24 protein-coding genes are annotated in these 25,627 nt (G+C 64.8%); 16 read left to right on the forward strand and 8 right to left on the reverse strand.

The genetic code is table 11. The features are described from left to right. Position 1 precedes the first annotated feature (1 nt). The 3 genes from Q0949_RS00570 to Q0949_RS00580 all read left to right on the forward strand — a co-directional run bounded on the left by Q0949_RS00570 (position 2) and on the right by Q0949_RS00580 (position 3,524). Complete coding sequence (locus Q0949_RS00570; RefSeq protein ID WP_299367044.1) at positions 2-868, forward strand: polyprenyl synthetase family protein; 867 nt, start codon at positions 2-4, stop codon at positions 866-868. 6 nt (positions 869-874) lie between these two features. After that, on the forward strand, positions 875-2,803 hold the full coding sequence (gene dxs, locus Q0949_RS00575; RefSeq protein ID WP_299367047.1) for a 1-deoxy-D-xylulose-5-phosphate synthase: 1,929 nt from the start codon (positions 875-877) through the stop codon (positions 2,801-2,803). Positions 2,804-2,864: 61 nt separating this feature from the next. Next, complete coding sequence (locus Q0949_RS00580; protein ID WP_299367050.1) at positions 2,865-3,524, forward strand: hypothetical protein; 660 nt, start codon at positions 2,865-2,867, stop codon at positions 3,522-3,524. On the opposite strand, the gene Q0949_RS00585 is transcribed toward Q0949_RS00580, so the two are convergent. Together Q0949_RS00585 and Q0949_RS00590 are read right to left on the reverse strand one after the other, a co-directional pair. Continuing rightward, the gene (locus tag Q0949_RS00585; protein ID WP_299367053.1) at positions 3,509-4,102 is read right to left on the reverse strand and encodes an exopolysaccharide biosynthesis protein; all 594 of its coding nucleotides are present in this window, start codon (positions 4,100-4,102) and stop codon (positions 3,509-3,511) included. The genes Q0949_RS00580 and Q0949_RS00585 overlap by 16 nt on opposite strands. Before the next feature lie 3 nt (positions 4,103-4,105). Continuing rightward, positions 4,106-4,957 carry an SDR family oxidoreductase gene (locus tag Q0949_RS00590; RefSeq protein WP_299367056.1) on the reverse strand — a complete coding sequence of 284 codons (852 nt, stop codon included), beginning with the start codon at positions 4,955-4,957 and terminating at the stop codon, positions 4,106-4,108. 92 nt (positions 4,958-5,049) lie between these two features. On the opposite strand from Q0949_RS00590, the gene Q0949_RS00595 reads away from it, so the two are divergent. Further along, entirely contained in the window at positions 5,050-5,673 is a 624-nt protein-coding gene (locus Q0949_RS00595; RefSeq protein ID WP_299367059.1) for a class I SAM-dependent methyltransferase, read from the forward strand. Here the strand turns inward: Q0949_RS00595 and Q0949_RS00600 are convergent. The 5 genes from Q0949_RS00600 to Q0949_RS00620 all read right to left on the reverse strand — a co-directional run bounded on the left by Q0949_RS00600 (position 5,670) and on the right by Q0949_RS00620 (position 10,103). Beyond that, positions 5,670-7,046 (reverse strand): sulfatase-like hydrolase/transferase, encoded by a 1,377-nt coding sequence (locus tag Q0949_RS00600; RefSeq protein WP_299367062.1) that lies wholly within the window; start codon positions 7,044-7,046, stop codon positions 5,670-5,672. The genes Q0949_RS00595 and Q0949_RS00600 overlap by 4 nt on opposite strands. A 24-nt stretch (positions 7,047-7,070) precedes the next feature. Beyond that, entirely contained in the window at positions 7,071-7,826 is a 756-nt protein-coding gene (locus Q0949_RS00605; RefSeq protein WP_299367065.1) for a class II aldolase and adducin N-terminal domain-containing protein, read from the reverse strand. Between the two features lie 223 nt (positions 7,827-8,049). Then, the gene (locus tag Q0949_RS00610) at positions 8,050-8,520 is read right to left on the reverse strand and encodes a GNAT family N-acetyltransferase (RefSeq protein ID WP_299367068.1); all 471 of its coding nucleotides are present in this window, start codon (positions 8,518-8,520) and stop codon (positions 8,050-8,052) included. A gap of 121 nt (positions 8,521-8,641) precedes the next feature. Continuing rightward, the gene (locus Q0949_RS00615; RefSeq protein ID WP_299367071.1) at positions 8,642-9,067 is read right to left on the reverse strand and encodes a glyoxalase; all 426 of its coding nucleotides are present in this window, start codon (positions 9,065-9,067) and stop codon (positions 8,642-8,644) included. Positions 9,068-9,098: 31 nt separating this feature from the next. Further along, positions 9,099-10,103, reverse strand: coding sequence for a DNA topoisomerase IB (locus tag Q0949_RS00620; RefSeq protein WP_299367074.1), 1,005 nt, complete (start codon positions 10,101-10,103; stop codon positions 9,099-9,101). A gap of 67 nt (positions 10,104-10,170) precedes the next feature. On the opposite strand from Q0949_RS00620, the gene ade reads away from it, so the two are divergent. From ade to Q0949_RS00635, 3 genes are all read left to right on the forward strand, one after another. Beyond that, positions 10,171-11,985, forward strand: a complete 1,815-nt coding sequence (ade, locus tag Q0949_RS00625) for an adenine deaminase (protein ID WP_299367076.1) — start codon at positions 10,171-10,173, stop codon at positions 11,983-11,985. Then, complete coding sequence (locus Q0949_RS00630; RefSeq protein WP_299367079.1) at positions 11,982-13,442, forward strand: AMP nucleosidase; 1,461 nt, start codon at positions 11,982-11,984, stop codon at positions 13,440-13,442. Before ade ends, Q0949_RS00630 begins: the two co-directional genes overlap by 4 nt. Before the next feature lie 153 nt (positions 13,443-13,595). Further along, positions 13,596-13,883, forward strand: coding sequence for an HU family DNA-binding protein (locus Q0949_RS00635; protein ID WP_299143788.1), 288 nt, complete (start codon positions 13,596-13,598; stop codon positions 13,881-13,883). A gap of 55 nt (positions 13,884-13,938) precedes the next feature. Here the strand turns inward: Q0949_RS00635 and Q0949_RS00640 are convergent, their stop codons facing one another. Then, a complete protein-coding gene (locus Q0949_RS00640) occupies positions 13,939-15,306 on the reverse strand; it encodes a DUF3179 domain-containing protein (RefSeq protein ID WP_299367082.1) in 1,368 nt (455 codons plus the stop codon). A gap of 129 nt (positions 15,307-15,435) precedes the next feature. On the opposite strand from Q0949_RS00640, the gene Q0949_RS00645 reads away from it, so the two are divergent. The 9 genes from Q0949_RS00645 to Q0949_RS00685 all read left to right on the forward strand — a co-directional run bounded on the left by Q0949_RS00645 (position 15,436) and on the right by Q0949_RS00685 (position 25,549). Then, positions 15,436-16,305 carry a DMT family transporter gene (locus Q0949_RS00645; RefSeq protein WP_299367085.1) on the forward strand — a complete coding sequence of 290 codons (870 nt, stop codon included), beginning with the start codon at positions 15,436-15,438 and terminating at the stop codon, positions 16,303-16,305. 85 nt (positions 16,306-16,390) lie between these two features. Continuing rightward, positions 16,391-16,774, forward strand: a complete 384-nt coding sequence (locus Q0949_RS00650; RefSeq protein ID WP_299367088.1) for a thioredoxin family protein — start codon at positions 16,391-16,393, stop codon at positions 16,772-16,774. Continuing rightward, positions 16,764-17,744 carry a GlxA family transcriptional regulator gene (locus Q0949_RS00655; RefSeq protein ID WP_299367091.1) on the forward strand — a complete coding sequence of 327 codons (981 nt, stop codon included), beginning with the start codon at positions 16,764-16,766 and terminating at the stop codon, positions 17,742-17,744. Before Q0949_RS00650 ends, Q0949_RS00655 begins: the two co-directional genes overlap by 11 nt. 58 nt (positions 17,745-17,802) lie before the next feature. After that, complete coding sequence (locus Q0949_RS00660; protein ID WP_299367094.1) at positions 17,803-19,050, forward strand: glycosyltransferase family 4 protein; 1,248 nt, start codon at positions 17,803-17,805, stop codon at positions 19,048-19,050. Between the two features lie 3 nt (positions 19,051-19,053). After that, the gene (locus Q0949_RS00665; RefSeq protein ID WP_299367097.1) at positions 19,054-19,833 is read left to right on the forward strand and encodes an NAD(P)-dependent oxidoreductase; all 780 of its coding nucleotides are present in this window, start codon (positions 19,054-19,056) and stop codon (positions 19,831-19,833) included. Further along, positions 19,830-20,444 carry a sugar transferase gene (locus Q0949_RS00670; RefSeq protein WP_299367100.1) on the forward strand — a complete coding sequence of 205 codons (615 nt, stop codon included), beginning with the start codon at positions 19,830-19,832 and terminating at the stop codon, positions 20,442-20,444. The genes Q0949_RS00665 and Q0949_RS00670 overlap by 4 nt, the downstream gene beginning before the upstream one ends. A 213-nt stretch (positions 20,445-20,657) precedes the next feature. Continuing rightward, complete coding sequence (locus tag Q0949_RS00675; RefSeq protein WP_299367103.1) at positions 20,658-22,565, forward strand: nucleoside-diphosphate sugar epimerase/dehydratase; 1,908 nt, start codon at positions 20,658-20,660, stop codon at positions 22,563-22,565. Between the two features lie 120 nt (positions 22,566-22,685). Beyond that, positions 22,686-24,857: a YjbH domain-containing protein gene (locus Q0949_RS00680; RefSeq protein WP_299367106.1), complete on the forward strand. Its 2,172-nt coding sequence runs from the start codon at positions 22,686-22,688 to the stop codon at positions 24,855-24,857. Then, the gene (locus tag Q0949_RS00685; protein WP_299367109.1) at positions 24,854-25,549 is read left to right on the forward strand and encodes a YjbF family lipoprotein; all 696 of its coding nucleotides are present in this window, start codon (positions 24,854-24,856) and stop codon (positions 25,547-25,549) included. Before Q0949_RS00680 ends, Q0949_RS00685 begins: the two co-directional genes overlap by 4 nt. The last annotated feature ends 78 nt before the right edge of the window (positions 25,550-25,627 follow it).

Consider the following 25,627-nt stretch of genomic DNA (forward strand, 5'->3'; position numbering starts at 1 on the left):
GATGTTTCAGGACCGGTTGAAGGGCGCGGCCGCCGTCATACAGGCGCAGTTTGATGCCGTGCTGGCGGGGTTTGACGACCTGCCGGTGGTTCATGCGATGGCCCATGCCACCCACGGGGGCAAGCGGCTGCGCGGGTTTCTGGTGCTGGAAAGCGCGCGGTTGCACGGGGTGGAGCCGGGTGCCGCCCTTTGGCCTGCGACAGGGATCGAGGCGCTGCATGCCTATTCGCTGCTGCATGATGACCTGCCTTGCATGGATGACGATGATCTGCGGCGCGGCGCGCCGACGGTGCACGTGAAATGGGACGAAGCCACCGCCGTGCTGGCCGGGGATGCGCTGCAAACGCTGGCCTTCGAGCTGGTGAGCCACCCGGATGTGGGCCCCGGTGACGTGCGCGCCGATCTGACCGCATCGCTCGCGCGGGCCTCGGGCGCGCAGGGCATGGTGCTGGGTCAGGCGCTCGACATCGCGGCAGAGACGGCGGACGCGCCCCTGACGCTGGACCAGATCACCGCCCTGCAACGGGGCAAGACCGGCGCGCTGATCGAATGGGCCGCCACGGCGGGCGCGCGGATGGCGCAGGCGGACACCGGCCCGTTGCAGGCCTATGCCCGGGCGCTGGGCCTCGCCTTTCAGATCGCCGATGACATTCTGGACGTGACCAGCGACGCCGCCACCATGGGCAAGGCCACCGGCAAGGATGCGGATGCGGGCAAGGCGACATTCGTGTCGCTGCTGGGTCTGGACGAGGCGAAACGCCGCGCCGATCAACTGGTGACGGATGCCTGCGACGCGTTAAGTATGTACCAAGCGGACGCCGACGTATTGCGGGACGCCGCCCGCTTTGTCGTGACCCGCAAGACGTGAGTGCCCATGACGGATCGCCCCAACACCCCCCTGCTTGATACGGTCAAGCGCCCTGCGGACCTCAAACGGTTCTCCGATGCGCAGCTGCGCCAGATCGCGAACGAGGTCCGGGCCGAAACGGTGTCGGCGGTGTCGGTCACCGGCGGGCATCTGGGCGCGGGTCTCGGTGTGGTCGAGCTGACCGTGGCGCTGCATGCGGTGTTCGACACCCCGCGGGACAAGTTGATCTGGGACGTGGGCCACCAGTGTTACCCGCACAAGATCCTGACTGAACGGCGCGACCGCATCCGCACGCTGCGGATGAAGGACGGGCTGAGCGGGTTCACCAAGCGCAGCGAGAGCGATTATGACCCGTTTGGCGCGGCGCACTCGTCGACCTCCATCTCGGCGGCGCTGGGATTTGCCGTGGCGCGTGATCTGGGCGGCACTGTCCCCGCGGGGACAGGCGACGCGATTGCCGTGATCGGCGACGGATCGATGAGCGCGGGCATGGCGTATGAGGCGCTGAACAACGCCGGTCACCTGGGCAAGCGCCTGATCGTGATCCTGAACGATAACGAGATGTCGATTGCCCCGCCGGTGGGCGCGATGTCGTCCTACCTTTCGCGGCTCTATGCCCAGAACCCGTTTCAGGATCTCAAGGCCGCGGCCAAGGGCGCGGTCAGCCTGCTGCCCGAACCGTTCCGCGAAGGGGCCAAGCGTGCCAAGGAGATGCTCAAGGGCATGGCCGTCGGCGGCACACTGTTCGAAGAGCTGGGGTTCTCCTATCTCGGCCCCATCGACGGGCATGACATGGACCAGCTGTTGCCGGTGCTGCGCACGGTCAAGGAGCGCGCCAACGGGCCGATCCTGATCCACGTGCTGACCAAAAAGGGCAAGGGCTATGCTCCCGCCGAAACCGCCCGCGACAAGGGCCACGCCACGGCCAAGTTCGACGTGGTCACCGGCCAGCAGAAAAAGGCGCCCAGCAACGCGCCCAGCTATACGTCCGTCTTTGCCCAGCACCTGATCAGGCAGGCCGAGGGCGACGACAAGATCTGTGCGGTGACGGCGGCGATGCCTGATGGCACGGGCCTGAACCTTTTTGCCGAACGCTTTCCCAGCCGCTGCTTTGACGTGGGCATTGCCGAACAACACGGCGTGACCTTTTCGGCAGCACTTGCCGCAGGCGGGATGAAGCCGTTTTGCACGATGTATTCGACCTTTCTGCAACGCGGGTACGATCAGGTCGTGCACGATGTGGCGATCCAGCGGTTGCCGGTGCGCTTTGCCATCGACCGCGCGGGGCTCGTTGGTGCGGACGGGGCGACCCATGCGGGCGCGTTCGACGTGGCCTATCTGGCGAACCTGCCGGGCTTTGTCGTGATGGCCGCCGCGGACGAGGCGGAATTGGCGCATATGGTCGCCACGGCGGCCGCGCATGACGCAGGCCCCATCGCCTTCCGGTTCCCGCGCGGCGAAGGCACCGGGGTCGAGATGCCGGAGCGCGGCACCCCGCTGGAGATCGGCAAGGGCCGCATGATCCAGACCGGCAAGGGCGTGGCCATCCTGTCCTTTGGCACCCGCTTGGCTGAGGTGCAGAAAGCCGCCGAAAACCTGGCCGCCAAGGGGATCGTGCCCACCATCGCCGACGCCCGCTTTGCCAAGCCGCTGGACCGCGACCTGATCCTGCAACTGGCCGCCGATCACGAGGCCCTCATCACCATCGAAGAGGGCGCCATCGGCGGCTTTGGCAGTCACGTGGCACAGCTTCTGGCGGAGGAGGGCGTGTTCGATACCGGCCTCAAGTACCGGTCCATGGTCCTGCCCGACACGTTCATCGATCAGGCCAGCCCGGCGGACATGTATGCCGTCGCGGGCATGAACGCGGACCAGATCGAGGCCAAGGTGCTGAACGTGCTTGGCGTAACGTCACTTGACGAGGCGCGCGCCTGACGCTTGCGGGGCGGGGCGGGCTTCGGCCAGACTGCGCCCACCGAAACGCAAAGGGTGCCCCATGTCGATCCACAGCCGACCCGTCCACATCTATCGCTGGATCGTGTTCCTGCTGGCGGCGGGCTATTGCCTGCACCAGCTGGTGCTGGGGGCCTGGACCGGGCCGGGCGGGCCGTTCCGCTACCTGACGATCTGGGCGCTGTTCCTGTCATTCTACGCGGCCAGCCGGATGCTGGCCCTGTCCGAACACCGCATCACGCGTCGGCACGAGGTCACCGCCATGTGCGCCGCCGTGCTGAACGTGATGGTCGTGTTCCTCTACTGGCGGCTCTATTTCACAGACCCTGCACTGGTGAACAATGGCGGTCCCATCGTGTGGTGGCTGGAATACTACCTGCATGCGCTGGGCCCGGCGCTCCAGATCATTGATGCGCTGTTCATCGGCCGTGTCTTTCGACGGGTCTGGCGCGGCATCGTGCCGATGATCCTGATCATCAGCGCCTATGTCGCCTGGAGCGAGCTGTTCGTGCAGCGCTTCAACGACCGGCCTGCGGGCGAGGTGACCAGCGGGCTGCCCTATCCGTTCCTCAACAACATGGAATTTTCGGAACGGGCGATGTTCTACCTGGTCAATGGCGGTACGGCGCTGTTCCTGCTGTTGGTCTTTGGATGTCTGGGCTGGGTGCTGTCGCGCGTGATGCGCGGTCAGGTACCGGCCTGAACCAGCCATAGCGTCAGCGCCGCAAGACCGCCCACCACGCCGTAACCCAGCAGCACATAAAGCCCGTCGCGTGTAAACAGCCCGAACGCCATCAGCGACACCGCCCCCGCCCCGAAGGACGTGACAAAGGGCAGCAGTTCGAGCAGGGGCCATGTCATGGGAATGAGCAGGCACAAAAGCAACGTGCCCAGTCGCAGTGGCCCGCCCGTCAACATCCGCAGCCGAGGGTGTGAATGCCGGTCGATCCACCGCGCCGGGCGGCGCAGGGCCGCCACCGCCCTGCGCAGCCGCCGTACCGGCACGGCCCGGTTGCGCACAAGCCCCGGCAGCCACAGGTGCCTGCGCCCGAACAGGGCCTGCACCATGACCATCACGATCAGCAGCGCGGACAGGGTGGGCAGGCCCGGAATGCCCGACAGGGGCGACACCATAAGCAGCGCAATCGCCAGCACGATGGGCATGATCGACCGGTCGCCGATCTCGTGCAGGATGTCCTGAACCGTGACCCTGTCGCCCTGCGCAGCCTCTTCGAGGATATCCAGAAGATGCGTCAGCGACGGGTGGTCGGTAGGGTCCATGGCTCAGCCGTCGCGGGCCAGCAAGGCTGCAAGCCCGTCCCTGTAGTTCGGATAAAGCAGGGTGACACCCAGATCGTCCTTGATGCGGTCATTCCGCACCCGCTTGCTCTCGGCATAGAAACTGCGCGCCATCGGCGTCATCTCGGCGGTCTCGAAATCCTCTGCCGGGGGCACGGGCAGGCCCAGCAGGGCGGCGGCATGGGCAATGACGTCCTGCGGCGGGGCGGGGTCATCGTCGCACAGGTTATAGACCGCGCCCGGCGCGGGCTGGTGGATCGAGGCCAGCACGATCTGTGCGATGTCCTCGACGTGGATGCGCGAAAACACCTGATCCGGTTTGATGATCCGCCGGGCGGTGCCTGCGCGCACCTTGGCAAAGGGGCCGCGCCCCGGCCCATAGATCCCGGCCAGCCGAAAGATGTGCAGCGGCAGATCGGGGATCTCGCGCCACGCGGTCTCGGCGGCGACGCGCCACTGCCCGCGCCGGGTCGAGGGGGTCAGGGCGGTGTCTTCGTCGACCCAACCGCCCTTGTGATCGCCATAGACGCCGGTGGTGGACAGGTACCCGGCCCATGCGAACTGCGCGGCGCTGGCGCGGATCTGGTCACCCACCGCGCGCAACACCGGATCGCCCTCGGCATCCGGCCCGGCAGAGATCAGCAGATGCGTCGCATCGTCCAGCGCCGCGTCGACCGCATCACCGGGAAAGATCAGCGGCTCGACCCCGCTGGCGGCAAGTGCGGCGGCCTTGTCGGCGCTGCGCGTGGTGCCGATCACCCGCCAGCCCAGCGGCAGCAACAGCCGGGTCAGCGCCTGCGCTGAATACCCGTGGCCAAAGGAAAGAAGCGTCTTCATGCGCCCCACCGTACCGACTGTCCCCGCGGGGACAAGTCCCTTGGCGCGCGCGCGCCCTTGCCAAAACCCGTCCCGGGCGGCCTTATTGCGCCATGACGGATGATCCTGATCTCGACCGCGCCTATGCGCTGAAAACGCCCGAGGATTCGGTGCGGCTCTATCGCGACTGGGCCGACACCTATGACCGCGATTTCGCGCAAGCCAGCGATTACGTCCTGCCCGCCGAGGTCTCGCGCCACTATGCGGTGCTTGGCGGGTTCGGCCCGGTGCTGGATGTGGGCGCGGGCACGGGCCTGTGCGGCGCGGCGCTGGCGGGGCGGGGCATTGGCCCCGTCGATGGCACCGACATCTCCGCCGAGATGCTGGAAACCGCGCGCACCAAGGGGATCTATCGCCACCTGTTCACCGGCAATATCCTGACCGGGCTGGACGCGCCGGACACCTATCAGGGCGCGGTCAGTTCCGGCACCTTCACCAACGGCCATGTGGGGCCAGACGGTCTGGACGCGATGCTGGCCGCCGTGCGCCCGCGCGGGTGGATCGTGGTGTCGGTCAACGCGCAGCACTACGCCGCCACCGGTTTTGCGGCCAAGCTGGCGGCGCTGGGCGACGCGATTTCGGATCTGAGCGAAACCGAGGTCGCGATCTATGGCCCGGGCGCGACGGGGCCACATGCAGGCGATACCGCGCTGCTGATCGCGTTCCGCCGGGCCTAGCGGCTGTCGGCGGGGGTATAGTCAAAGGTCGGAATGGCGCGGATGGCGTCGATGCCGCCGAGGGCCGCAATGCGCCGCGCCTGGTCGGCATGGGCGCGGGCATTGGCGTCCTCCGGGTCAACGAGGGCAAGCATCCGCCGCGTCCCTTCGGCGATAATGTCAGGCCGGGCGATGGCGAGGTCCACCTCTTCCTGCGGGTCGGCTGCCATGTCAAAAAGCTGCGCGGCGTGCCCTTCGGCATAGTGGACCATCTTCCACGTGCCCCAGCGCACCATGGTCACGCCCACCGAACAGCCGCCGTCGTGATATTCGGACAGCACGGTGCGGTCCGGATCCGGACGGCGCAGGTCGCGGCCCGAGAACCCGGAGGTCCGGGCCCCCAGCGTGCCGCAGATCGTCGGCGCGATGTCGATCAGGCTGACCGGCGTGGCGCAGGTGCCCGCATCGATCCCCGGCCCGGCCAGCATCAGCGGCACGCGCGCGGCGCTGTCATACATGGTCGACTTCGTCCAGAACCCCTTTTCCCCCAGCATCTCGCCATGATCGGCGGTAAAGACGACAAGCGTGTCCTCGGTCAGGCCCGCCGCATCCAACGCATCAAGGACGCGTCCCACCTGCCGGTCCAGAAAGGTGCAGAGGCCGAAATAGGACGCCGTGGCGATACCGCGCGATTCGGGCGTGAAATACGGATCGTGATCAAAGAACCCGGCGATTTCCCGCAGGATCGGATGATCCGGCACCTCTTGCGCGCCACGGGCAAGGGCCTGCGGATCGTACAGGGCATAGTCCTGCGGCGGCGCCGTCAGCGGAAAGTGCGGGGCCAGCCATGACACAAAGGCGCACCACGGCGCGTTCTGGCGCGCAGGTGCTGCGATCCAGTCACAGGCCGCGGCCGTCACCGTCCGGTCCTGCGCCAGATAGGCAGTGTCCCCCGGCCCGATGTCGCGCGCCAGCGTGTGGGTCATGTCGTAGGGTTCGACCGGGCGGCGCAAGAGCGCTTGTGCCCAGCCGATGCCATCCACCACGTGCACCGGCGCGATCTGGGTGCCGAACCCGCAATCGGCGTCGCCGGATTGATAGTGCAGCTTGCCGATGGACACCGGGTCAATACCAACATCGCGCAAAACATGCCCCCAGCTGGGCGTGGCCCCGTCATAGGGTTCGGCAGAGGACCAGTTCCCGATCTCGTGCACATATTTGCCCGTCGCAATCGCCGCCCGCGTCGGTACGCAGATGGGCGAGGGGGTATAGGCCGCGTCGAACCGCATCCCGCGCGCGGCCAGCCGGTCCAGATGCGCCGTGTGGATGCGTGGGTCGTGATGGCCCAGAGCCCACCACGACAGCTCATCCGCCATCAGGAAGAGGACGTTCATCCCGTCCGCGACGTGCCGGGGTCGTCACGTCGCATAGGTCGACCCTTCCTCGTCCAGGATCGCCTTGAGCTCCGCCAGATGGCGTTCGTCCTGTTCGGGATAATCCTCGATCTCCTGTGCCGTCTGCGCGGCCACGTCATGCGGGATCAGGCGCAGCGGCTTGCCGGTCTGCAACGCCAGCAGATAGGTCTGGCACGCCCGCTCGAAATAAAACATCCGGTTGAAGGTTTCGGCTACAGTGTCGCCCACGACCATGATGCCGTGATTGCCCATCACCATCACCTTCTTGCGCGGATCGTCAAACAGCCGGGCACAGCGCTCGCCCTCTTCCTCAAAGGCCAGCCCGCCGTAATTGTCATCGACCACCACCCGTTCATAGAACATGCAGCCGTTCTGATCGACCGGGGGCAGCGTGCTGTCGGCCAGCGCGGCCAGCGCCGTGGCATAGGGCGAATGCACATGCATCGCACAGCGCGCGTGGGCACAGTGCCGGTGCATCCCGCCATGCAGCCCCCAGGCCGTGGGGTCGGGCGCGTTCGGCCCCTCCATGCTGGCGGGGTCATTGGCGTCCACGACGATCAGGTCCGACGCCTTGATGCGCGAGAAATGCATCTGGTTCGGGTTCATCAGGAACTTGGTCCCGTCGTCATTGATGGCGAGGGAAAAGTGGTTGGCCACGGCCTCGTGCATGTTCAGCCGGACGGTCCAGCGGAACGCCGCGGCAAGGTCCACGCGCTCCAGCCAGTGATCCATGTTCGGGCGCAGTTCTGTGACGGTCATGTGGCGTCTCCCTTTGGCTTTGACTCAAAGCGTGCATGAGGTCGCCCGCCCAGATCAACTCAAAAGGCTGTTCTGGCCGCGACATTTCTCGAGGGTCTGGCGTTTACATGGGTTGTCGGGGTTGCGGACGGTGCTGCCTTTTGCGGCGGTTGAGCCAATGCCCGCTGCCGGGAGGCGGGCACTCAAGTGAAGCCGAAATGACCCGGGTTCGAAGTGAAAACCATCACGTGTTCAGTTGGTAGGTTACCCAGCTACTCTTCGTTGCATGCCGATCATACACTGACCTGGCCCGATAATTGGTCTCAGAGGTCATCCAGCGAACCACATCCAGGCCTTGTTCCTTGGCATATTTGCCGACCGAAGCGATCAACTGATCGACAACACCCTGTCCGCGCGCTGACGGCGAGACGAACATGTCGTCGATGTAAGCCCCTTTGGTGGCGGGCATCGGGCGTTCATACTCTCTAAAATGCACGAAACCGATGACCTCGCCCCCGTCATTTTCGGCGATGAAGCACGTTGTTTGCGCCGTTTTGTCGTGTATCCAACCCCAAACCCTGTCTCTCATCTCAGCGGTTTGCTGATCTCCGCCAAACGCGCAGTAGGCCTCAAACAGGGTATCCCATTCCTGTCGATCACGCTCTGCTGCTGGCCGGACTTTTACTGACATCTCCACCTCGAGTTCCTTTTCCAAAGTGAAATTCCGCCACATCTCGACAGATCGCAAGAGATGGACAGTCTGAAATTGTCGATGCGCACGGCGTTAAGCTCTTTGGCTTCACACCCGCCTGTCGCCGCTCAGTCATGGCGCAATGTCAGGCATCCTTGCCCCGCGACGGCACCCAGGCATAGCCGTTGTCGCAGAGGATATAGGCCTCGCGCAGGCCGTGGGGTTTGTCGGTGGGCGCTTGCAGGATCGTGGCCCCGTGGGCCGTGGCGCGGGCCACTGCCTCTTCGGGATCTGTGTCATAGAGCCGGATTTCGATGCCGCCGCCGCGTGGCGGGTTCTCGGGCAAGAGGCCCAGCAGCGGGTTGGCGTGGTAGGTGCCGTCGCTGTGCAGCTGAAACACCTGATCGCCATAGGCCATGATCGCGAAATCCGCCGTGGGCTGGTGGGCGCGCATGTCGAACAGGGCCTTCAGAAAGGCCACCTGCGCGCCGACGTCGCGCACCAGCAGGTTCAACCCGATCCCGCGCAGGCCGCGGCCAAAACTGTCTGCGTCTATGCTGTCATAATCCATGGGGCGACCGTTCACGCCCGGCGCCTGTCCGTCAAGTCAGAAGCGCCATGAGCGCCCGTTCGGACTGGCGCAGGCCTGTGGGGGTGTCCGGCACCTTGGGCCGCTGCGACGTGCCGGCAAGGGCGATGACCTGCGGGTGGATATAGCTGTTGCGCGCGATCGTGGGCGTGTTGTGCAGCGCGCTGGCGGCGGCCTCGGCCATGTCGGTGATGCGCACGGGCTCCGGGCTGGCCAACTGGGCCGCGAGGGCGGCGGCGGATCCGTTCCAGGTGCGGAACGTCTTGGCCGTCAGCCCGTCGTGGTCGGTGACCTCGCGCAGCCAGCGGTTGACCTGTTCCGGCCCCAGTTGGCGCAGGGTGCCCGCGTCGTCGTGGTACTGCATCAGCGCGCCGCCGGGCAGGTCGTCCATCTTGTCCAGGGCGCGCATCAGCGTCCGGTCGTTCAGCCGCTTGCGCACGCGCTGGCCACCCTTGGCCCTGTAGTCGAGGCGGATCACATTGCCATCAAGGCGCAGGTGCCGCCCGCGCAGGGTGGTGGCACCGTATGTCTTGTTGTCCGCGGCATAGTCCGGCGTGCCCACCCGCAGCGACGCGCGGTCGATCAGGCGCAGGGCGGCGGCAATGGCGAACTCCTCGTCGCCGCGCGCTGCGGTCAGGGCGGCGTGCACGCGCCTGCGGATTGCAGGCAGGCGCGCGCCGAACCGGGCCAGATCGTCGAACTTGTTCCGGGCGCGAAAGGCGCTGTAGTCGGGGTGATAGCGGTACTGCTTGCGGGTGCGCGCATCATAGCCCGTGGCCAGCAGGTGCCCGTTCGCGCGCGGGCTGATCCACACCTTGTCATAGGCGGGCGGCACGGCCAGCGCCTCGATCCGCTTGCGCTCTGCGGTTTGGTCGATGCGGGTGCCGTCGGGGGCCAGATAGGTAAACCCGCGCCCCGCACGCTTGCGCGTGATGCCGGGCCGGTCGTCCGGGTACCAGATCAGGCCGTCGGGTATATCGGTGGCGTCCATCATCCTGTGCAACGCGGGCGGGGCCACGGCGGTTCCCTGCCCGTGCCTGCGCAATTGCGCTTGCAGCCTCTGGGGCGTGGTGAAATATTAGGGGATGGAACATGACCTTTCTCCCCCCCCGTTTCCGTCGTGGCCCGATGTTGCCCCCGATCTTGTGAATGTCGCCGCAGGCCGCGCGCCCGCCGATACGGTCATTCATGGCGGCATATGGGTGAACGTGCACACGCGCGAGGCGTTGCCGGGCCATGATATCGCGATCCGTCACGGGCGCATCGCCTGTGTCCTGCCAGATGCCAGCGCGCAGATCGGCCCCGAGACAGAGGTGATCGAGGCGCGGGGGCGGTACATGATCCCCGGCCTGTGCGACGGGCATATGCACATCGAATCGGGCATGCTGACGCCCGCGGAATTTGCCGCCGCCGTGATCCCGCATGGCACGACCACCATGTTCACCGACCCCCACGAGATTGCGAATGTTCTGGGCCTCGACGGTGTGCGCCTGATGCACGATGAGGCGCTGATGCAGCCGGTGAACATCTGGACCCAGATGCCGTCCTGCGCCCCCTCGGCGCCGGGGATGGAGACAACCGGGTTCGAGATCAGCGCCGAGGACGTGGCCGAGGCGATGGGCTGGCCCGGTATCATCGGTCTGGGCGAGATGATGAACTTTCCCGGCATGGCCGCCGCCGATCCCCAGATGCTGGCCGAGGTCGCGGCGACACAGCGCGCGGGCAAGACGGTGGGCGGGCACTATGCCTCGCCCGATCTTGGCCCCGATTTTGCGGCCTATGTGGCGGGTGGTCCGGCGGATGATCACGAAGGCACCTGCGAGGCCGACGCCATCGCCCGGATGCGGCAGGGCATGCGGTCGATGATCCGGCTGGGCAGCGCGTGGTACGATGTCGAAACGCAGATCACCGCGATCACCGAACAGGGGCTGGATCCGCGCAACATGATCCTGTGCACCGATGACTGCCATTCCGGCACGCTGGTTAATGACGGGCATATGAACCGTGTGGTGCGGCACGCCATCGACTGCGGCTGTGACCCGCTGGTGGCGTTGCAGATGGCGACGATCAACACCGCCACCCATTTCGGGCTGGAGCGCGAGATCGGGTCGCTGACACCCGGACGCCGGGCGGATGTCATCCTGACCTCGGACCTGCGGACGCTGCCGATTGAACATGTGATCGCACGCGGCCGGACGGTGGCGATGGACGGGGCGCTGACGGTGGACTGCCCGCACCTCGACTGGCCCGCCAAGGCGCGTCAGACGGTGAACATGGGCGCACCCAAGACCGCCGCGGATTTCGAGATCGCAGCCCCCGCAGGGCGCAATTCGGTCACCGCCAACGTGATCGGCGTGGTCGAGAACCAGGCCCCGACCAAGGCGCTGAAACGCGACATGCCGGTCACTGACGGCAAGGTCGAACCGCATGGCGACACCTGCCAGATCGCGCTGGTCGAACGGCACCGGGCGACCGGTGGCGTGACCAATGCGCTGGTGTCAGGCTTCGGTTACACCGGGCGGATGGCCATGGCCTCGACCGTGGCACATGACAGCCACCACATGATCGTCGTGGGCACCGACCGCGCCCAGATGGCGCTGGCCGCCAACCGGCTGGCCGAGGTGGGCGGCGGGATCACGATCTTCCGCGATGGAGAAGAACTGGCCCTGGTCGAACTGCCGATTGCGGGGCTGATGTCCGACAGTCCGGCCCGCGACGTGGCCGCCAAGGCCGACAATATGGTCGCGGCGATGATCGCCTGCGGCTGTACCCTGAACAACGCGTATATGCAGCATTCGCTGCTGGCCCTCGTGGTCATCCCCGAACTTCGGATTTCAGATCTGGGGCTGGTGGATGTGCGTACCTTTGAATTCTTACCCGTACTTGAGCCAACAACATGAAAATAATGACACCTGACCACAGGCCGCACCAATCCTTTGACGATGCCAAGGCCGCCGTGGCCCTTTTGACCGCCCTTTATGCCGAGGCATCCGATCACCTGAACACGCATTTCCGCAAGGCGATGGAGGACGGCGCCCCCGATGGGCGTGTGCGGGCCTTTTACCCCGAGATCCGGTTCACCACGTCAAGCTATGCGCAGGTGGACACCCGCCTCAGCTTTGGCCACGTGTCGACGCCGGGCACCTATGCCGCGACCATCACCCGCCCGGACCTGTTCGAGCATTACCTCGTCCAGCAGATCGGCCTGTTGATCACCAATCACGGCCAGCCGGTCGAGATCGGGTTTTCCGACACGCCGATGCCGGTGCATTTCGCCGTGGCCAATGACGACAGCATCTCCGTGCCCCAGCAGGGGGCGGCGGAGTTCCCGCTGCGCGACGTGTTCGACGTGCCGGACCTGAGCAATACCAACGACGACATCGTCAACGGCACTTACGAGCCCGCCAACGGCGTGCACCCGCTGGCCCCGTTCACGGCCCAGCGCATCGACTATTCGCTGGCGCGGCTGGCGCATTATACGGCGACCGACCCGTCGCATTTCCAGAACCACGTGCTGTTCACCAACTACCAGTTCTACGTCTCGGAATTCGAGGCCTATGCCCGGTCACGGCTGGATGATCCGGACAGCGGTTACACGTCTTTCGTGTCCACCGGCAATGCCGAGATCACCAGCGGTGACGCGGTCCTGCCCGAAACGGCCAAGATGCCGCAAATGCCGACCTACCACCTCAAGCGCGCGGATGGGTCGGGGATCACGCTGGTCAATATCGGCGTGGGCCCCTCAAACGCCAAGACGGCGACGGACCACATCGCAGTGCTGCGCCCACATGCGTGGCTGATGGTCGGGCACTGTGCGGGCCTGCGCAACTCTCAGGCGCTGGGTGATTTCGTGCTGGCCCACGGATACCTGCGCGAGGATCACGTGCTGGACAACGACCTGCCGCCATGGGTGCCGATCCCGGCGCTGGCCGAGATCCAGATCGCGCTGGAGGAGGCGGTGGCCGAGGTCACCGCGCTGAAGGGATACGAGCTGAAGCGGATCATGCGGACGGGCACCGTGGCCACCCATGACGACCGCAACTGGGAACTGCGCGACCAGCGCGGCCCGGTGCAGCGCCTGTCGCAATCGCGCGCCATCGCGCTGGACATGGAAAGCGCCACGATCGCCGCCAACGGCTACCGGTTCCGGGTGCCTTACGGCACGCTCCTGTGTGTCTCTGACAAACCGCTGCACGGCGAATTGAAGCTGCCGGGCATGGCGTCGAACTTCTACAAGGAGCAGGTCGCGCGGCACCTGATGATCGGTATTCGCGCGATGGAGCACCTGCGCAAGATGCCGCTGGAACGCATCCACAGCAGGAAATTGCGGTCCTTTGACGAGACGGCATTCCTGTAACGCAGGGGCAACCGGCCCATTCCCCGCTGAAAACCGCCGAAAACGCCTGTTTTTCCCTTGCCATGGGCCACTATTCGTTGTGTGTTCGCACAACATTCCGTTACACTGCGGAACAGAGGCCCAAGAACTCGGGCAGACGAAGGAGACCAGAAAATGGCAAAACCAATGACAAAAACCCAACTCGTCGCCGCGCTGGCCGAAGAAATGGGGACAGACAAGAAAGCCGCAGGCGGCGCGCTGGACGCGATCTGCGGGCTGATCACCAAGGAAGTTTCGGGCGGCGGCGCAGTCACTCTGCCCGGCGTTGGCAAGATCTACTGCCGCGAGCGTCCCGAGCGCATGGTGCGCAACCCTGCCACCGGTGAGCAGTTCAAGAAAGAGGCGGACAAGGTCGTCAAGATGACCATCGCCAAGGCGCTGAAAGACAGCGTGAACGGCTAAGTCCCCTGCGGACACCGTTTGAAAGGGTCGCCCGACGGGGCGGCCCTTTTGCGTTTCAGCCGTCGTAGACCGTGGCGCTGTCGCCCAGATAGTTGTCCCAGGCGAACCAATAGCTGATATGCCCCGCGACGCGCGGCAGCGATGCACCGTCCGGCCCCAGCAACGCGGTTTCGGTCACGCGCCACTCGGCGCCGGCCTCATCGCGCAGCCGCCCGCCCGCGGGGGCAAACCGGTGGTCCTTGCGTTCATAGGCGCGCACGCTGCGGGTGGCGGGATCGCCCACCAGCAACAGCGCCGTGTCCGCGATGGCGTCGTTGATCACCGGCATCCCCTCGAACGCGTTGAGCGGCCAGGCGCGCGCGGCACCGAACTGGCGGATGGCAAAGACGTAATCCTTTTGCTGGTGCGTGCCCTGATCCACCTGCGCCGGGAACATCAGGTCAGGCGAGGCGAAATAGTCATTGTAGACAACGCCCGACCCGTAATCGCGCCGGTGCCCGGTCTCGAGGCTCAGGACACGGGTGTCGGGGTTGGCGGCGGTCCAGTTGTCCCATGTGGTGATGACCACGGGCCGCTGCCTGAGTTCGATGCCGCTGTCGACCAGCGGGCCGACCACGGGCTTGCCCGTCCACTGGTTCCAGAGCGAGTTTGTCTCGCGGTCGAACATCAGCTTGTTGGACCGGTAAAGGAACCCGGACGACCCAAAAACCAGCGGTGCGGCACGTCCCGGCACATCCGTCTCGAACAGGATGCCCGAACCGCAGAGCGTGCAATAGGCCAGCGCCACGGGCACCCCGCCGATGACCTCGTTGAACATCTCGTGCCAGCCCATGATCCGCAGCGGATAGGCCCGCACATCGCCGTTGATCGACACGCCGAACACAAGATCGTCGCCGCGCATGTAATCGGCCTGCGCCGCCGTGATCAGGTCGGGATTGTCCAGCGACGGGATGCCGTCCTTGACCACGCCACCCCACGTGATCTCCTCCAGCCGGATGCGCATCCGGTCGGGCTGGATGTATTCGGTGCGCAGGAATTCATCGAAATTCTCGTCGATGCGCAACATCAGTTCGCGTTTGAAGGCGGGAAAGTCGGCATGCGGTTTGATCTGGGGGTTCTTCTCCTGCCAGAGCATCCAGGCAAACCAGTCGGTAAAGTAATCCTCGCCCGTGACCGCCTGAAGGGTTTCGGCGATCTGCGGCCCCCTTGACCGGGAAAAGCGCAGCGCGTTGATCAGGCTGGCGGCCACGTCCGGGTTGCCGCGCGTGCGCATCATCTCCATCGCGGCGTTGAACTCGCTGGTGGGTGCCGACAGCGGCGCGCGCATCGCGTCGAGCATCGAAATTTCCTGGGCCAGTGCGGTGCGGGGCAGGGCCAGCCCGGACAGGGCAAGGCCCCCAAAGGCGCGTCGTGACAGATCCATGGGTCATCCTCCTGTGCTGCCTATGTGCACCTTAGCGCGTTCACATGCACCCAACAGACGCGTGAACGCCCGCTTGCATCCCGGATCGTTTTGCCAGAACACTCCGCCCGAAGGAAAAAGGCCAGACCGATGGACATCCGCGCAATCTTGATGGGGCTGAGTTTTGCGCTGATCTGGTCGTCGGCGTTCACTTCCGCGCGCATCATCGTCACCCATGCCCCGCCGCTGGCGGCGTCCTCGCTGCGGTTCCTGATCGCGGGGATCATCGGGGTCGCGGTGGCGCGGGCGCTGGGCCAGTCGTGGCGTCTGACCCGCGACCAGTGGCGCGCGACGCTGATCTTTGGCCTGTGCCAGAACGCGATCTATCTGGGCCTGAATTTCGTCGCCATGCAGACCATCGAGGCGTCGCTGGCCTCCATCATCGCGTCCACCATGCCGCTGATGGTGGCCTTTGCCGGGTGGGTCGTGTTCCGCGACCGGCTGCCGCTGCTGGGGGTGGTCGGGCTGGTGCTGGGGATCGGCGGTGTCGTCGTGATCATGTCGGCGCGGCTTGAGGCCGGTGTCGACGTGCGCGGCATCGCCATGTGCGTGATCGCCGCCGTGGCGTTGACCGTCGCGACCCTGTCGATGCGCACCATGTCGTCGGGGGGCAACCTGATGATGGTCGTGGGATTGCAGATGTTCGTGGGCGCGGGCGTGCTGGGCGTGGTGTCGGCGCTGACCGAAACGATCCAGGTGACGGTCACGCCCGTTTTCCTCGTGGCCTTTGCCTATACCGTGCTGGTGCCGGGTCTGGTGGCGACGTGGATCTGGTTTGCGCTGGTGGCGCGGATCGGGCCGACCAAGGCGGCGACATTCCACTTTCTCAACCCGTTTTTCGGTGTGGCCATCGCCGCGCTGCTGCTGGGTGAACGTCTGGGCCCGCTGGACGTGATCGGCGTCGTCGTGATTGCGGCGGGCATTCTTGCGGTGCAATTGTCACGACAGGCCAAAACCTGACGCTGCCCCCTTGCGCGGGCGCGCACGCGCCATATTCTGCCGCGTGATTTCATTCCAGTACCCGGAGCCGTCGATGCACCGCCGCATGTTCCTTTTGTCTTCTGCCGCGCTGATACCGACCATGGCGCTGTCCTATCCGGCAGAGGTGTTTTCACCCGCGGTCTGGGATGCGCTGAAACAGACGGACCAGACCGTGATCCTGAACTACCGCGCGTCGTGGTCGCTGACCTGCCAGATCAAGGCCGAACTGATCGAAGAGGCGCTGGCCGAAAACCCGGCCTATGGGCAGCTGACCTTTGTGGACGTGGATTGGGACACGTTCGGCCAGTCGCAGATGACCCAGCGGTTGCGCGTCGAACGGCGGTCCACGCTGGTCGTGATGAAGAACGGCACCGAAGTCGCAAGGCTGGTCAACGAACCCTATGCGCGTCGGGTCCGCGCGCTCTTGGACACCGCGCTTGCCGCCTGAGGCCTCCGGGACGCGGCGCTACGCGTTTCTGCTGATCCCCGGCTATTCCCAGCTGGGATTTGCCTGCGCGCTCGAGGCGCTCAGCCTTGCCAACCTGCACCCTTCCGGCCAGCGGTTCTATGACTGGCGCCTGATCGGCGAGACGGGCGATCCGGTGCCCGCCTACAATGGGGTGACCACGGCGGTGGACAGCGCGTTGACCGACCTGGACCGGTCCGAGACGCTGGTGGTCTGCGCGGGCAACGAAGCGGCGCGGGGCAGCACGCGCCCGGTGCTGAACTGGCTGCGCCGCGAGACCCGCAAGGGCATGGATTTCGGCGCCCTGTCGTCGGGCACCTACACGCTGGCGCTGGCCGGGCTCTTGTCGGGCAAGCGGGTCACGACCCATTGGGAATACCGCGACGCGCTGATAGAACTGCTGCCCGATGTGATCATTGAATCGAGCCTGTTTTCCGTCGATGGGCGGGTGTTCACGACCGCAGGCGGGGCCGCGTCCATGGACATGATGCTGGACCGGATCCGCGCGGAATTCGGCACCGATCTGGCAACATGGGTCGCCGACCAGATGGTCTATACCGACCCGCGCGCGGCCACCCATGGTCAGCGGCTGTCGCGCCGGACCCGGCCCGGCATGGCCCATGGCAAACTGGGCATCGCCTTGCAGATCATGGAAAACAACCTCGAGGATCCGCTGCGCCCCGAAGAGATCGCGCAGGTGATCGAGCTGAGCACGCGGCAGCTGGAGCGTCTCTTTGCCAAGCACTTGGGTGTCTCGCCCAAGCGTCACTACCTGCAATTGCGGCTGGAAAAGGCACGCGGGCTGCTGCGCCAGACCAGCATGAGCGTCACCGACATCTGCGTGGCCTGCGGGTTCCGGTCGCTGTCGCACTTCTCCAAAAGCTACCGCGGCACCTTCGGCCAAAGCCCCGGTCAGGAAAAACGCGGCACCGGGTCCATCTGGCCCACATAACCGCAATTGCAACAGCGCCGGTTGAACGCTATCCAATTGGACATATTGCGAGGATTTCATGAAGTTATTGTTCGTGCACCAGAATATGCCGGGTCAGTACCGCGAACTGATCCAGTGGCTTGCCGCGCAAGGCGATCACGAGATCGTCTTTCTCACGCAGAAACCGAAACCGCCCGTCTTCGAGGGCGTCCAGACGGTGATCTACAAATCGGCGCATGACGCGGGCAAGGATGCGTTCGGCCTGTCCAAGACATGGGAGACCGCGGCCGGCGCGGGGTTTGGCGCGGCAATGGCGCTGCGCAAGATCGTCGAAGGCGGGTTCACCCCCGACATCGTCATCGGCCATGTCGGCTGGGGCGAGATGACGTTCTTCCGCGAGGTCCTGCCCAAGACGCCCATGATCGGCTTCTTTGAATATTTCTATTCGGTGCACGGCGGCCCCGTCGGGTTTGATCCTGAATCCCCGGTCAGCGACCACGCGCCCTTTTTCATGCACGGCCACAACGTGGTGCCGCACATGAACATCGAGGTGGTCGACGTGGGCCACAGCCCGACCGAGTGGCAGCGCAACCGCTTTCCCAAAAGCTTTCACGACAAGATCTATGTGTGTCACGACGGCATCCGCACCGACAAGCTGAAGCCGAACAAAAAGGCGCAGGTGACGCTGGGGCGGATCGGGCGGCCCCTGACGGTCAAGGACGAGATCGTGACCTTCATGGCGCGCAACCTCGAGACCACGCGCGGCTATCACCAGTTCATGCGGGCCATGCCACATCTGCAAAAGGCGCGGCCCAATGCCCGCGTCTTGGTGATTGGCGGCAATGATGCGTCCTATGGCAAAAAGACCGACCACCCCGGCGGCCTGCGCGGCCAGATGGAAGAAGAGGTGGGCCACCTGCTGGATTGGGAACGGCTGCATTTCCTCGGGCAGGTGCCCTACGAGGATTATCAGAGCATCATCCAGATCAGCAGCTGCCATCTCTATCTGACGATGCCGTTCGTGCTGTCCTGGTCGCTGCTGGAAAGCATGTCGATGGAGGCCACGGTGGTCGCCAGCGACGTGGCCCCCGTGCGCGAGGCGGTCACCCATGGGGAGACCGGGCTGCTGGTCGATTTCTTTGACCCCGAGGCGATTGCAGCGCAGGTGGCCGACGTGCTGGCGCGGCCCAAGGATTTTGCGCATCTGGGGCCTGCGGCGCGCAAGCATGTGGTCGAGACCTATGATTTCAACACCGTGTGCCTGCCCGAACATATCCGGCAGATCAACGCGCTGGTGCCCCAAGACATCCACATCTCGGTGCCTTAGCCCGTGAGCGTCGTTGTCCTTGGCGCGGGCGGACGATTGGGGCGGTTGATCCGGCCCCGGTCTGCGTGGCCGGCGCGGTGGCTGGACCGGGCACAGGCGGATGTGGCCGACCGCCACGCCCTGATGCGCGTCATCGGCGCGGGCGACGTTGTCCTGTGCCTTGCCGGTGTCACGCCGGGTTCTGATCGGGACATGGGAGACAATGTGACCCTCGCCCGCGCGGTTCTGGACGCAAGCCTGACAGCCCGCGCGGGGCGAGTGTTCCTGTTTTCCACGGCGGCGGTCTATGGCACCCTGCCCGGACCGCTGTGCGAGGCGGGCAGCGTCGCGCCGCTGTCCGACTATGGCCGCGCGAAATGCGCGATGGAGGACATGGCCGCGGCATATCCACACCCAAGCACCGTCCTGCGCCTTGGCAATGTGGCAGGCGCGGATGCCATTCTGGGCGGATGGCGCGCAGGCTTTGCGCTGGATGTACTGCCAGAGGGCGGCACCCCGCGGCGCAGCTATATCGGCCCCGGTGCGCTGGCCCGTGTTCTGGGCGATCTGACACGCGCGGCGGACCTGCCCGCGACCCTCAACGTCGCCGCGCCGGGCGCCGTGGCGATGGGGGATCTGCTGGACGCGGCGCATCTCGACTGGACACCGCGCCCCGCGACGGGGAACACGATCGCGAATGTCACCCTCGACATCACGCGATTGGCGCGGTTCACTGACTTCCACCCGCTGGACAGTACGGCGGCGGGGATCGTGGCGGACTGGAACGGGGTCGATCACATATGACATGGCGCAAGCGCATCTTTGATCTGTTCTTTGCCAGCCTGCTGGTGGTGATCCTCGGGCCGATCATCCTGTATCTGATCTGGGTGATCTGGCGCAAACAGGGGCGTCCGCTATTCTACGTGGCCGAACGGATGAAGACGCCGGATCAGGCGTTCGGGCTGTGGAAATTCCGCACGATGACCGTGGTGGACACGGATGCGGGTGTGTCCGGCGGCGACAAGGATGCGCGCATCACCCCCATCGGCGCGAAGCTGCGCGCCAAACGGCTGGACGAGTTTCCGCAGCTCTGGAACATCCTGCGCGGGGACCTCTCCTTTGTCGGGCCGCGCCCGCCCTTGCGCGAATATGTGGAACGGTTTCCCGAGGTCTACGGCGAGGTGCTGAAATCGCGCCCCGGTGTCACGGGGCTGGCCACCATCCGGTTCCACAAACACGAAGACCGACTGCTTGCGCGCTGCGCCACGCCCGAGGAAACCGACGATGTCTACACCCGCATCTGCGTCCCGCGCAAAGCCCGGCTGGACCTGATCTATGCCCGCAATCAAAGCACCTGCTACGATTTCGACCTGGTGTTCCAGACAATCGGCAACCTGTTTCGGCGGCGGCGATGACAGGGGGGCGACGCAGTGATTCCCTTACCGAATCAGTAAAAGTGTGCAAATACTGTGCGGTGGACAGGGAATTGTCGGGTTTTTAAGCATTTAATCTACTTTTGACGCGTCGATTTTTTCGAGGACTGGGGGCGTGTCTTAACAAACTGATACAGTCGACGACTATTGCGGGTGCTGCACATACGTGAAGCCCCAGCCGGAACGAGAACAAGAATGTTGGATTTTTTGAAATCGCTGTCTCGCAGGCAAAAGCGGAATTTGCTGATCGCGATTGACTGCGCGCTTATTCCGATGGCGTTGTTCTTTGCCTTCAGCCTCCAGTTGTCGACCATCGGCGCGCTCGAGATGACGCGGTCCTATCTGCCGATCCTGCCCTATATGCTCATCGTGTCTGCGGCGCTGTCCATCTGGCTGGGCATTTCGTCCACCATGCTGAACGATTACGAGGCCGGGTCGATTGGCCGTACGGCAGTGTTTGCAGCGCTTTTGTCTATGACATCGGTCTTGCTGACCACGGCGGCGAACATGCCGGTCGCGATGTCGACGCAGATTGTGTTCGGCATCACCTTCTTTGTCTTTTCCATCCTCAGCCGTGCCATCCTGTTGCAGATCGTGCTGGCGATCTATCGCAGTGGCACGGAACGCTACCGCGTGCTGATCTATGGCGCGGGCACCACGGGCATGCAGCTGGTGTCGGCGCTGCGCAGCCACGAACTGATCGAACCCGTGGCCTTTGTCGATGACAATCAGGCGCTGCACGGTGTCAACGTCCTGCGGCTGCCGGTCTATTCCCCCGCACGTATCGCCCAGATCGTGGCAGAGCAAAAGATCGACCGCGTGCTGTTGGCCATCCCGTCGCAAAGCCATCCCAAGCAGATGCAGATCGCCCGCCGATTGCAGAAAATGGGGCTGGAGGTGCAGACGCTGCCCTCCTTCTCGCAGCTCATCGGCGAAGAAGCGCTGGTCGAAAAGCTGACACCGGTGAACCCGCGCAGCTTTCTGGGCCGCGACGAGGTCAACACCAGCCAGGGCGAGCGGGTCGAGGCCTATGCCAGCCGCAATGTCCTGATCTCGGGGGCGGGTGGATCCATCGGGTCGGAACTCAGCCGCCAGGTGCTGGAATGCCTGCCATCCAAGATTGTGCTTTATGAGCTGAGCGAACTGGCGCTCTACCAGATCCACCACGAATTGCTGCAACTGGCCGAGGGCAGCGATATCGAGATCATTCCCCTCTTGGGGTCGGTGACCGATGCGCGGCAAGTGCGCCGCGTGTTGCAGGATCACGAGATCAACGTTGTGCTGCACGCGGCGGCGTACAAACACGTGCCACTGGTCGAATACAACCCGCTTGCCGGTCTGGCCAACAACGTGCTGGGCACCCACACCCTCGTGACCGAAGCCGCCGAAGCAGGTGTCGAGCGGTTCGTACTGATTTCGTCGGACAAGGCCGTGCGCCCGACCAACGTCATGGGTGCGTCCAAACGGCTGGCCGAACTGGTGGTGCAGGACGTGGCGCACCGGATCGCGTCGCAGCGCGGCCTCGTGTTCTCCATCGTGCGGTTCGGCAATGTGCTGGGATCATCCGGGTCGGTCGTGCCGCTGTTTCAGGAACAGCTGCGCCGCGGCGGCCCGCTGACGGTCACGCATCGCGACGTGTCCCGCTATTTCATGACCGTGCAGGAGGCGGTGCACCTGGTGCTGCGCGCCGGGTCCATGGCCACGGGCGGAGAGGTGTTCGTCCTCGACATGGGCAAGCCGATGCGGATCGAGCAACTGGCCCGGCAAGTGATCGAAAGCGCGGGTTTTTCCGTGCGCGACGCGCAAAATCCCGAAGGCGATATCGAGATCGAATTTACCGGTCTGCGTCCCGGCGAAAAAATGACCGAGGAATTGTCCCTGAACGGCGCGCTGATCGGCACGGGCCACAAGAAGATTTTCTTTACCATCGAAAAGGGATTGAGTGAGCTGGAGGTTGCCTCCGCGTTGCGCTCCTTGCGCCATGCGCTGGCCAACAGCGACGAGGACGCCGCCCGTGAAATCGCGCGGCGTTGGGTCGAAGGATACAACGGCCCCAACACAGAGACCGAAAGCGACCGCGGATTAATCACGCCTGTATCCTAAAGGACGCGTTTATGTGCCGGTTCGCCGCATCATCCCGGCTTGTCGTTGATTTGGGACGGGGGGGCGTGGTCTAAACGGCGCAACCAATAAAAATCTATTTTGAACCGGACAGTGACAACCATGCCCAAGACCAAAAAAGCACGACTGTTGGCCACGGCCTGCTGTCTGTCTATCGGCGTGACAGCGACGATCGCACAGGCGCAGGGGCGCGCGGACAAACCCAAGGTTGTGACTTCTGCGCCCTCGCTGAACTTTTACGGTGTTCCCGGGATCGTGGACCTGCCAAGCGGCGAAGCCCTGCCGGACGGGAACCTGGCCATTGGCGTCTCCAATTTCGGCGGCCAGACGCGGACAAACCTGACCTTCCAGTTCTCTCCACGGATTTCGGCCACGTTCCGGTATATCGGCATTCAGGACTGGAACTCGGACGGGTTCGACACCTACCGCGACCGCAGTTTCGACGTCCGCTACCTGCTGTTCAAGGAAAGCCGGTTCCGCCCTGCCGTGACCGTCGGTTTGCAGGATTTCGCGGGCACGGGCATCTATGCGGCGGAATACCTGGTCGCGACCAAGAACTTCAAACGTCCCTTCCGCCTGCCGGGCAAGATCAAGGTCACGGGCGGTCTGGGCTGGGGGCGTCTGGGCTCGCTTGGCAGTATCGGGTCGCTGTCGGGTGGCGTGCGCCCGGTGTTCAACCCCAATGACACGGGCGGCGAACCCGCCACGGATCAGTGGTTCCGCGGGCCGGTGTCGCCCTTTGCCGGTGTCGAATGGCAGGTCAACGACCGCCTCGGCCTCAAGGCAGAATATTCAAGCGACGCCTATACCGCGGAAACGTCGCGCGGCGTGTTCAGCCGGGATTCGCGGCTGAACTTTGGTGTGGAGTACCAGCTCAACAACAACCTGCGTGTGGGTGGGTACTGGCTCTATGGGTCCGAAATCGGGCTGAATGCGCAATTCCAGTTCAACCCGAAAACGCCCGCCGCACCCTATACCGTCTCCGGCCCGCGCCCGGTGATCGTGCGTCCCAGCCGCGCATCCAACCCGGCCGCCTATGACACCGCATGGGCCAGCGCCCAAAGCGCACCGGTCGTGATCCGCGATGCCGTCCAGCCCGAGCTGCGCGAAAACGGAATCCGGCTCGAGACCCTGTCGACAACCGGCACCCGCGCCGAAGCCCGCGTGTCCAGCATCAGCTATGACAACCATGCCATCGTCGTGGGCCGCACGGCACGCGCGCTTGCACGGATCCTGCCGCCGTCGGTCGAAACCTTTGACATCACGCTGATGAACAACGGTCTGGCCTTGTCGACCGTGACCATCTCGCGGCGTGACATCGAAACGCTGGAATTCCAGCCGGACGCGGCCAACCTGCTCCTGTCCAAGGCCGTCATCAGCGACGCCGCGCCACAACCTGCGGCGAACGCGGTCAAGGTCGATGACGTGCACCCGCGCTTCAGCTGGTCGCTCGGCCCCTATTTCCGTCCCAGCTATTTCGACCCGGACGAACCGCTGCGCTATGACGCGGGCATCGCCGCCGAGGCACGGTATCGCTTTGCTCCCGGCTGGCTGGTCGCAGGCGAGGTGCGCCACCGCTTGACCGGCACCATCACCGACAGCACGCGACTGTCCAACTCGGTCCTGCCGCGCGTGCGGACCGATGCGATCCTTTATGCCCGTGCAGCGGATACCACGATTGAAAACCTCTATGTGTCCAAACAGTGGAAACCGGGCAAGAGCACCTATGCCCGTGTGACCGCAGGCTATCTTGAACAGATGTTCGGGGGCGTGTCCGCTGAACTGCTGTGGAAACCGTCGGGCAACCGTTTGGCACTGGGGGTCGAGGCGAACTATGCCCGCCAGCGCGATTTCGATCAGGCCTTTGGCTTCCAGGACTACAGCGTCGCAACAGGCCACGTGTCGGCCTATTACGAGTTCGGCAAGGGGTATTACGGACAGCTTGACGTGGGCCGGTATCTCGCCGGAGACGTGGGCGCCACGGTCTCGCTGGAACGCGAGTTCGAGAACGGGTGGCGTGTCGGCGGGTTCTTTACCCTCACGGACGTGTCTGCGGCCGAATTCGGCGAAGGCTCGTTCGACAAGGGCATCACGCTGACCGTGCCTGTGTCATGGTTCATCGGACGACCCTCGCGACAGTCGGTGTCGACGACAATTCGCCCGATCCAGCGGGATGGCGGCGCGCGTCTGAACGTGCCGGGGCGTCTGTATGGGCAAGTCCGCGATGGTCATGTGAGTGATCTGACCGGCGACTGGGGAAGGGTTTGGGAATGATGCGAGCCATCACATGCGCGATTGTCGCCGCGACGCTGGGCCTGGCCGGGTGTACGGGTGGCAATGATCAATCGTCGTCCCAGGCGGCGCAGCTGCGCACCTATGTCGATGTCATCCGCGCCAACCGTGGCAACCGTGGCGGGCCGGCGCCACTGCCGACACTGACCCCGGCCCTGATCAGCCAGCTGACCGTGCCGTCGCTCGAGGTCACCGTCGAAAACCGCAACACCTCGGCCTTCCTCGTCCCGTTCTCGGAACGGCGCGACAGCCGGCCGGGCCTGCTGCGCACCTGGCGGACCGCCAATGACGCCATGCTGGTGATGCGGGGCGGCGTCCTCGTTGCCACACGTGGGCTGGGCAATGATCTGGCCTCCAGCAATGCGGACGCGGCGGTGACGGGTATCCAGCGCCGGTCGCCGGTGTCCGGGCTGCACACGGTGTATTACGTGGACGGTGACAACCAGACCCGGTCCGTGGATCTGGACTGCGAAATGCGCACTGTCGGCAACGAGACCGTCGAGATTGTCCAGCGGGGTTTCCCGACCGTGCACTTGCAAGAAAACTGCACCGGTACGCGCGGCATCATCACCTATGACTACTGGGTGGACCGCCGCGACGGCGTCGTCGTGCAATCCCGCCAGTGGGGTGGGCCGGAACTGGGCTACATCCGGACCCGAAGGATTAAAAAATAATCGCCCCGCCGCGCTGCGGCAAAAATCAGACAGTGCGGCGGGCGCTTCGCCGAACTTTGTTGAATTCCCGGCCAAGTT

This window comes from uncultured Tateyamaria sp. (genome assembly GCF_947487805.1).
In the GTDB taxonomy this organism is placed as follows: Bacteria; Pseudomonadota; Alphaproteobacteria; order Rhodobacterales; family Rhodobacteraceae; genus Tateyamaria.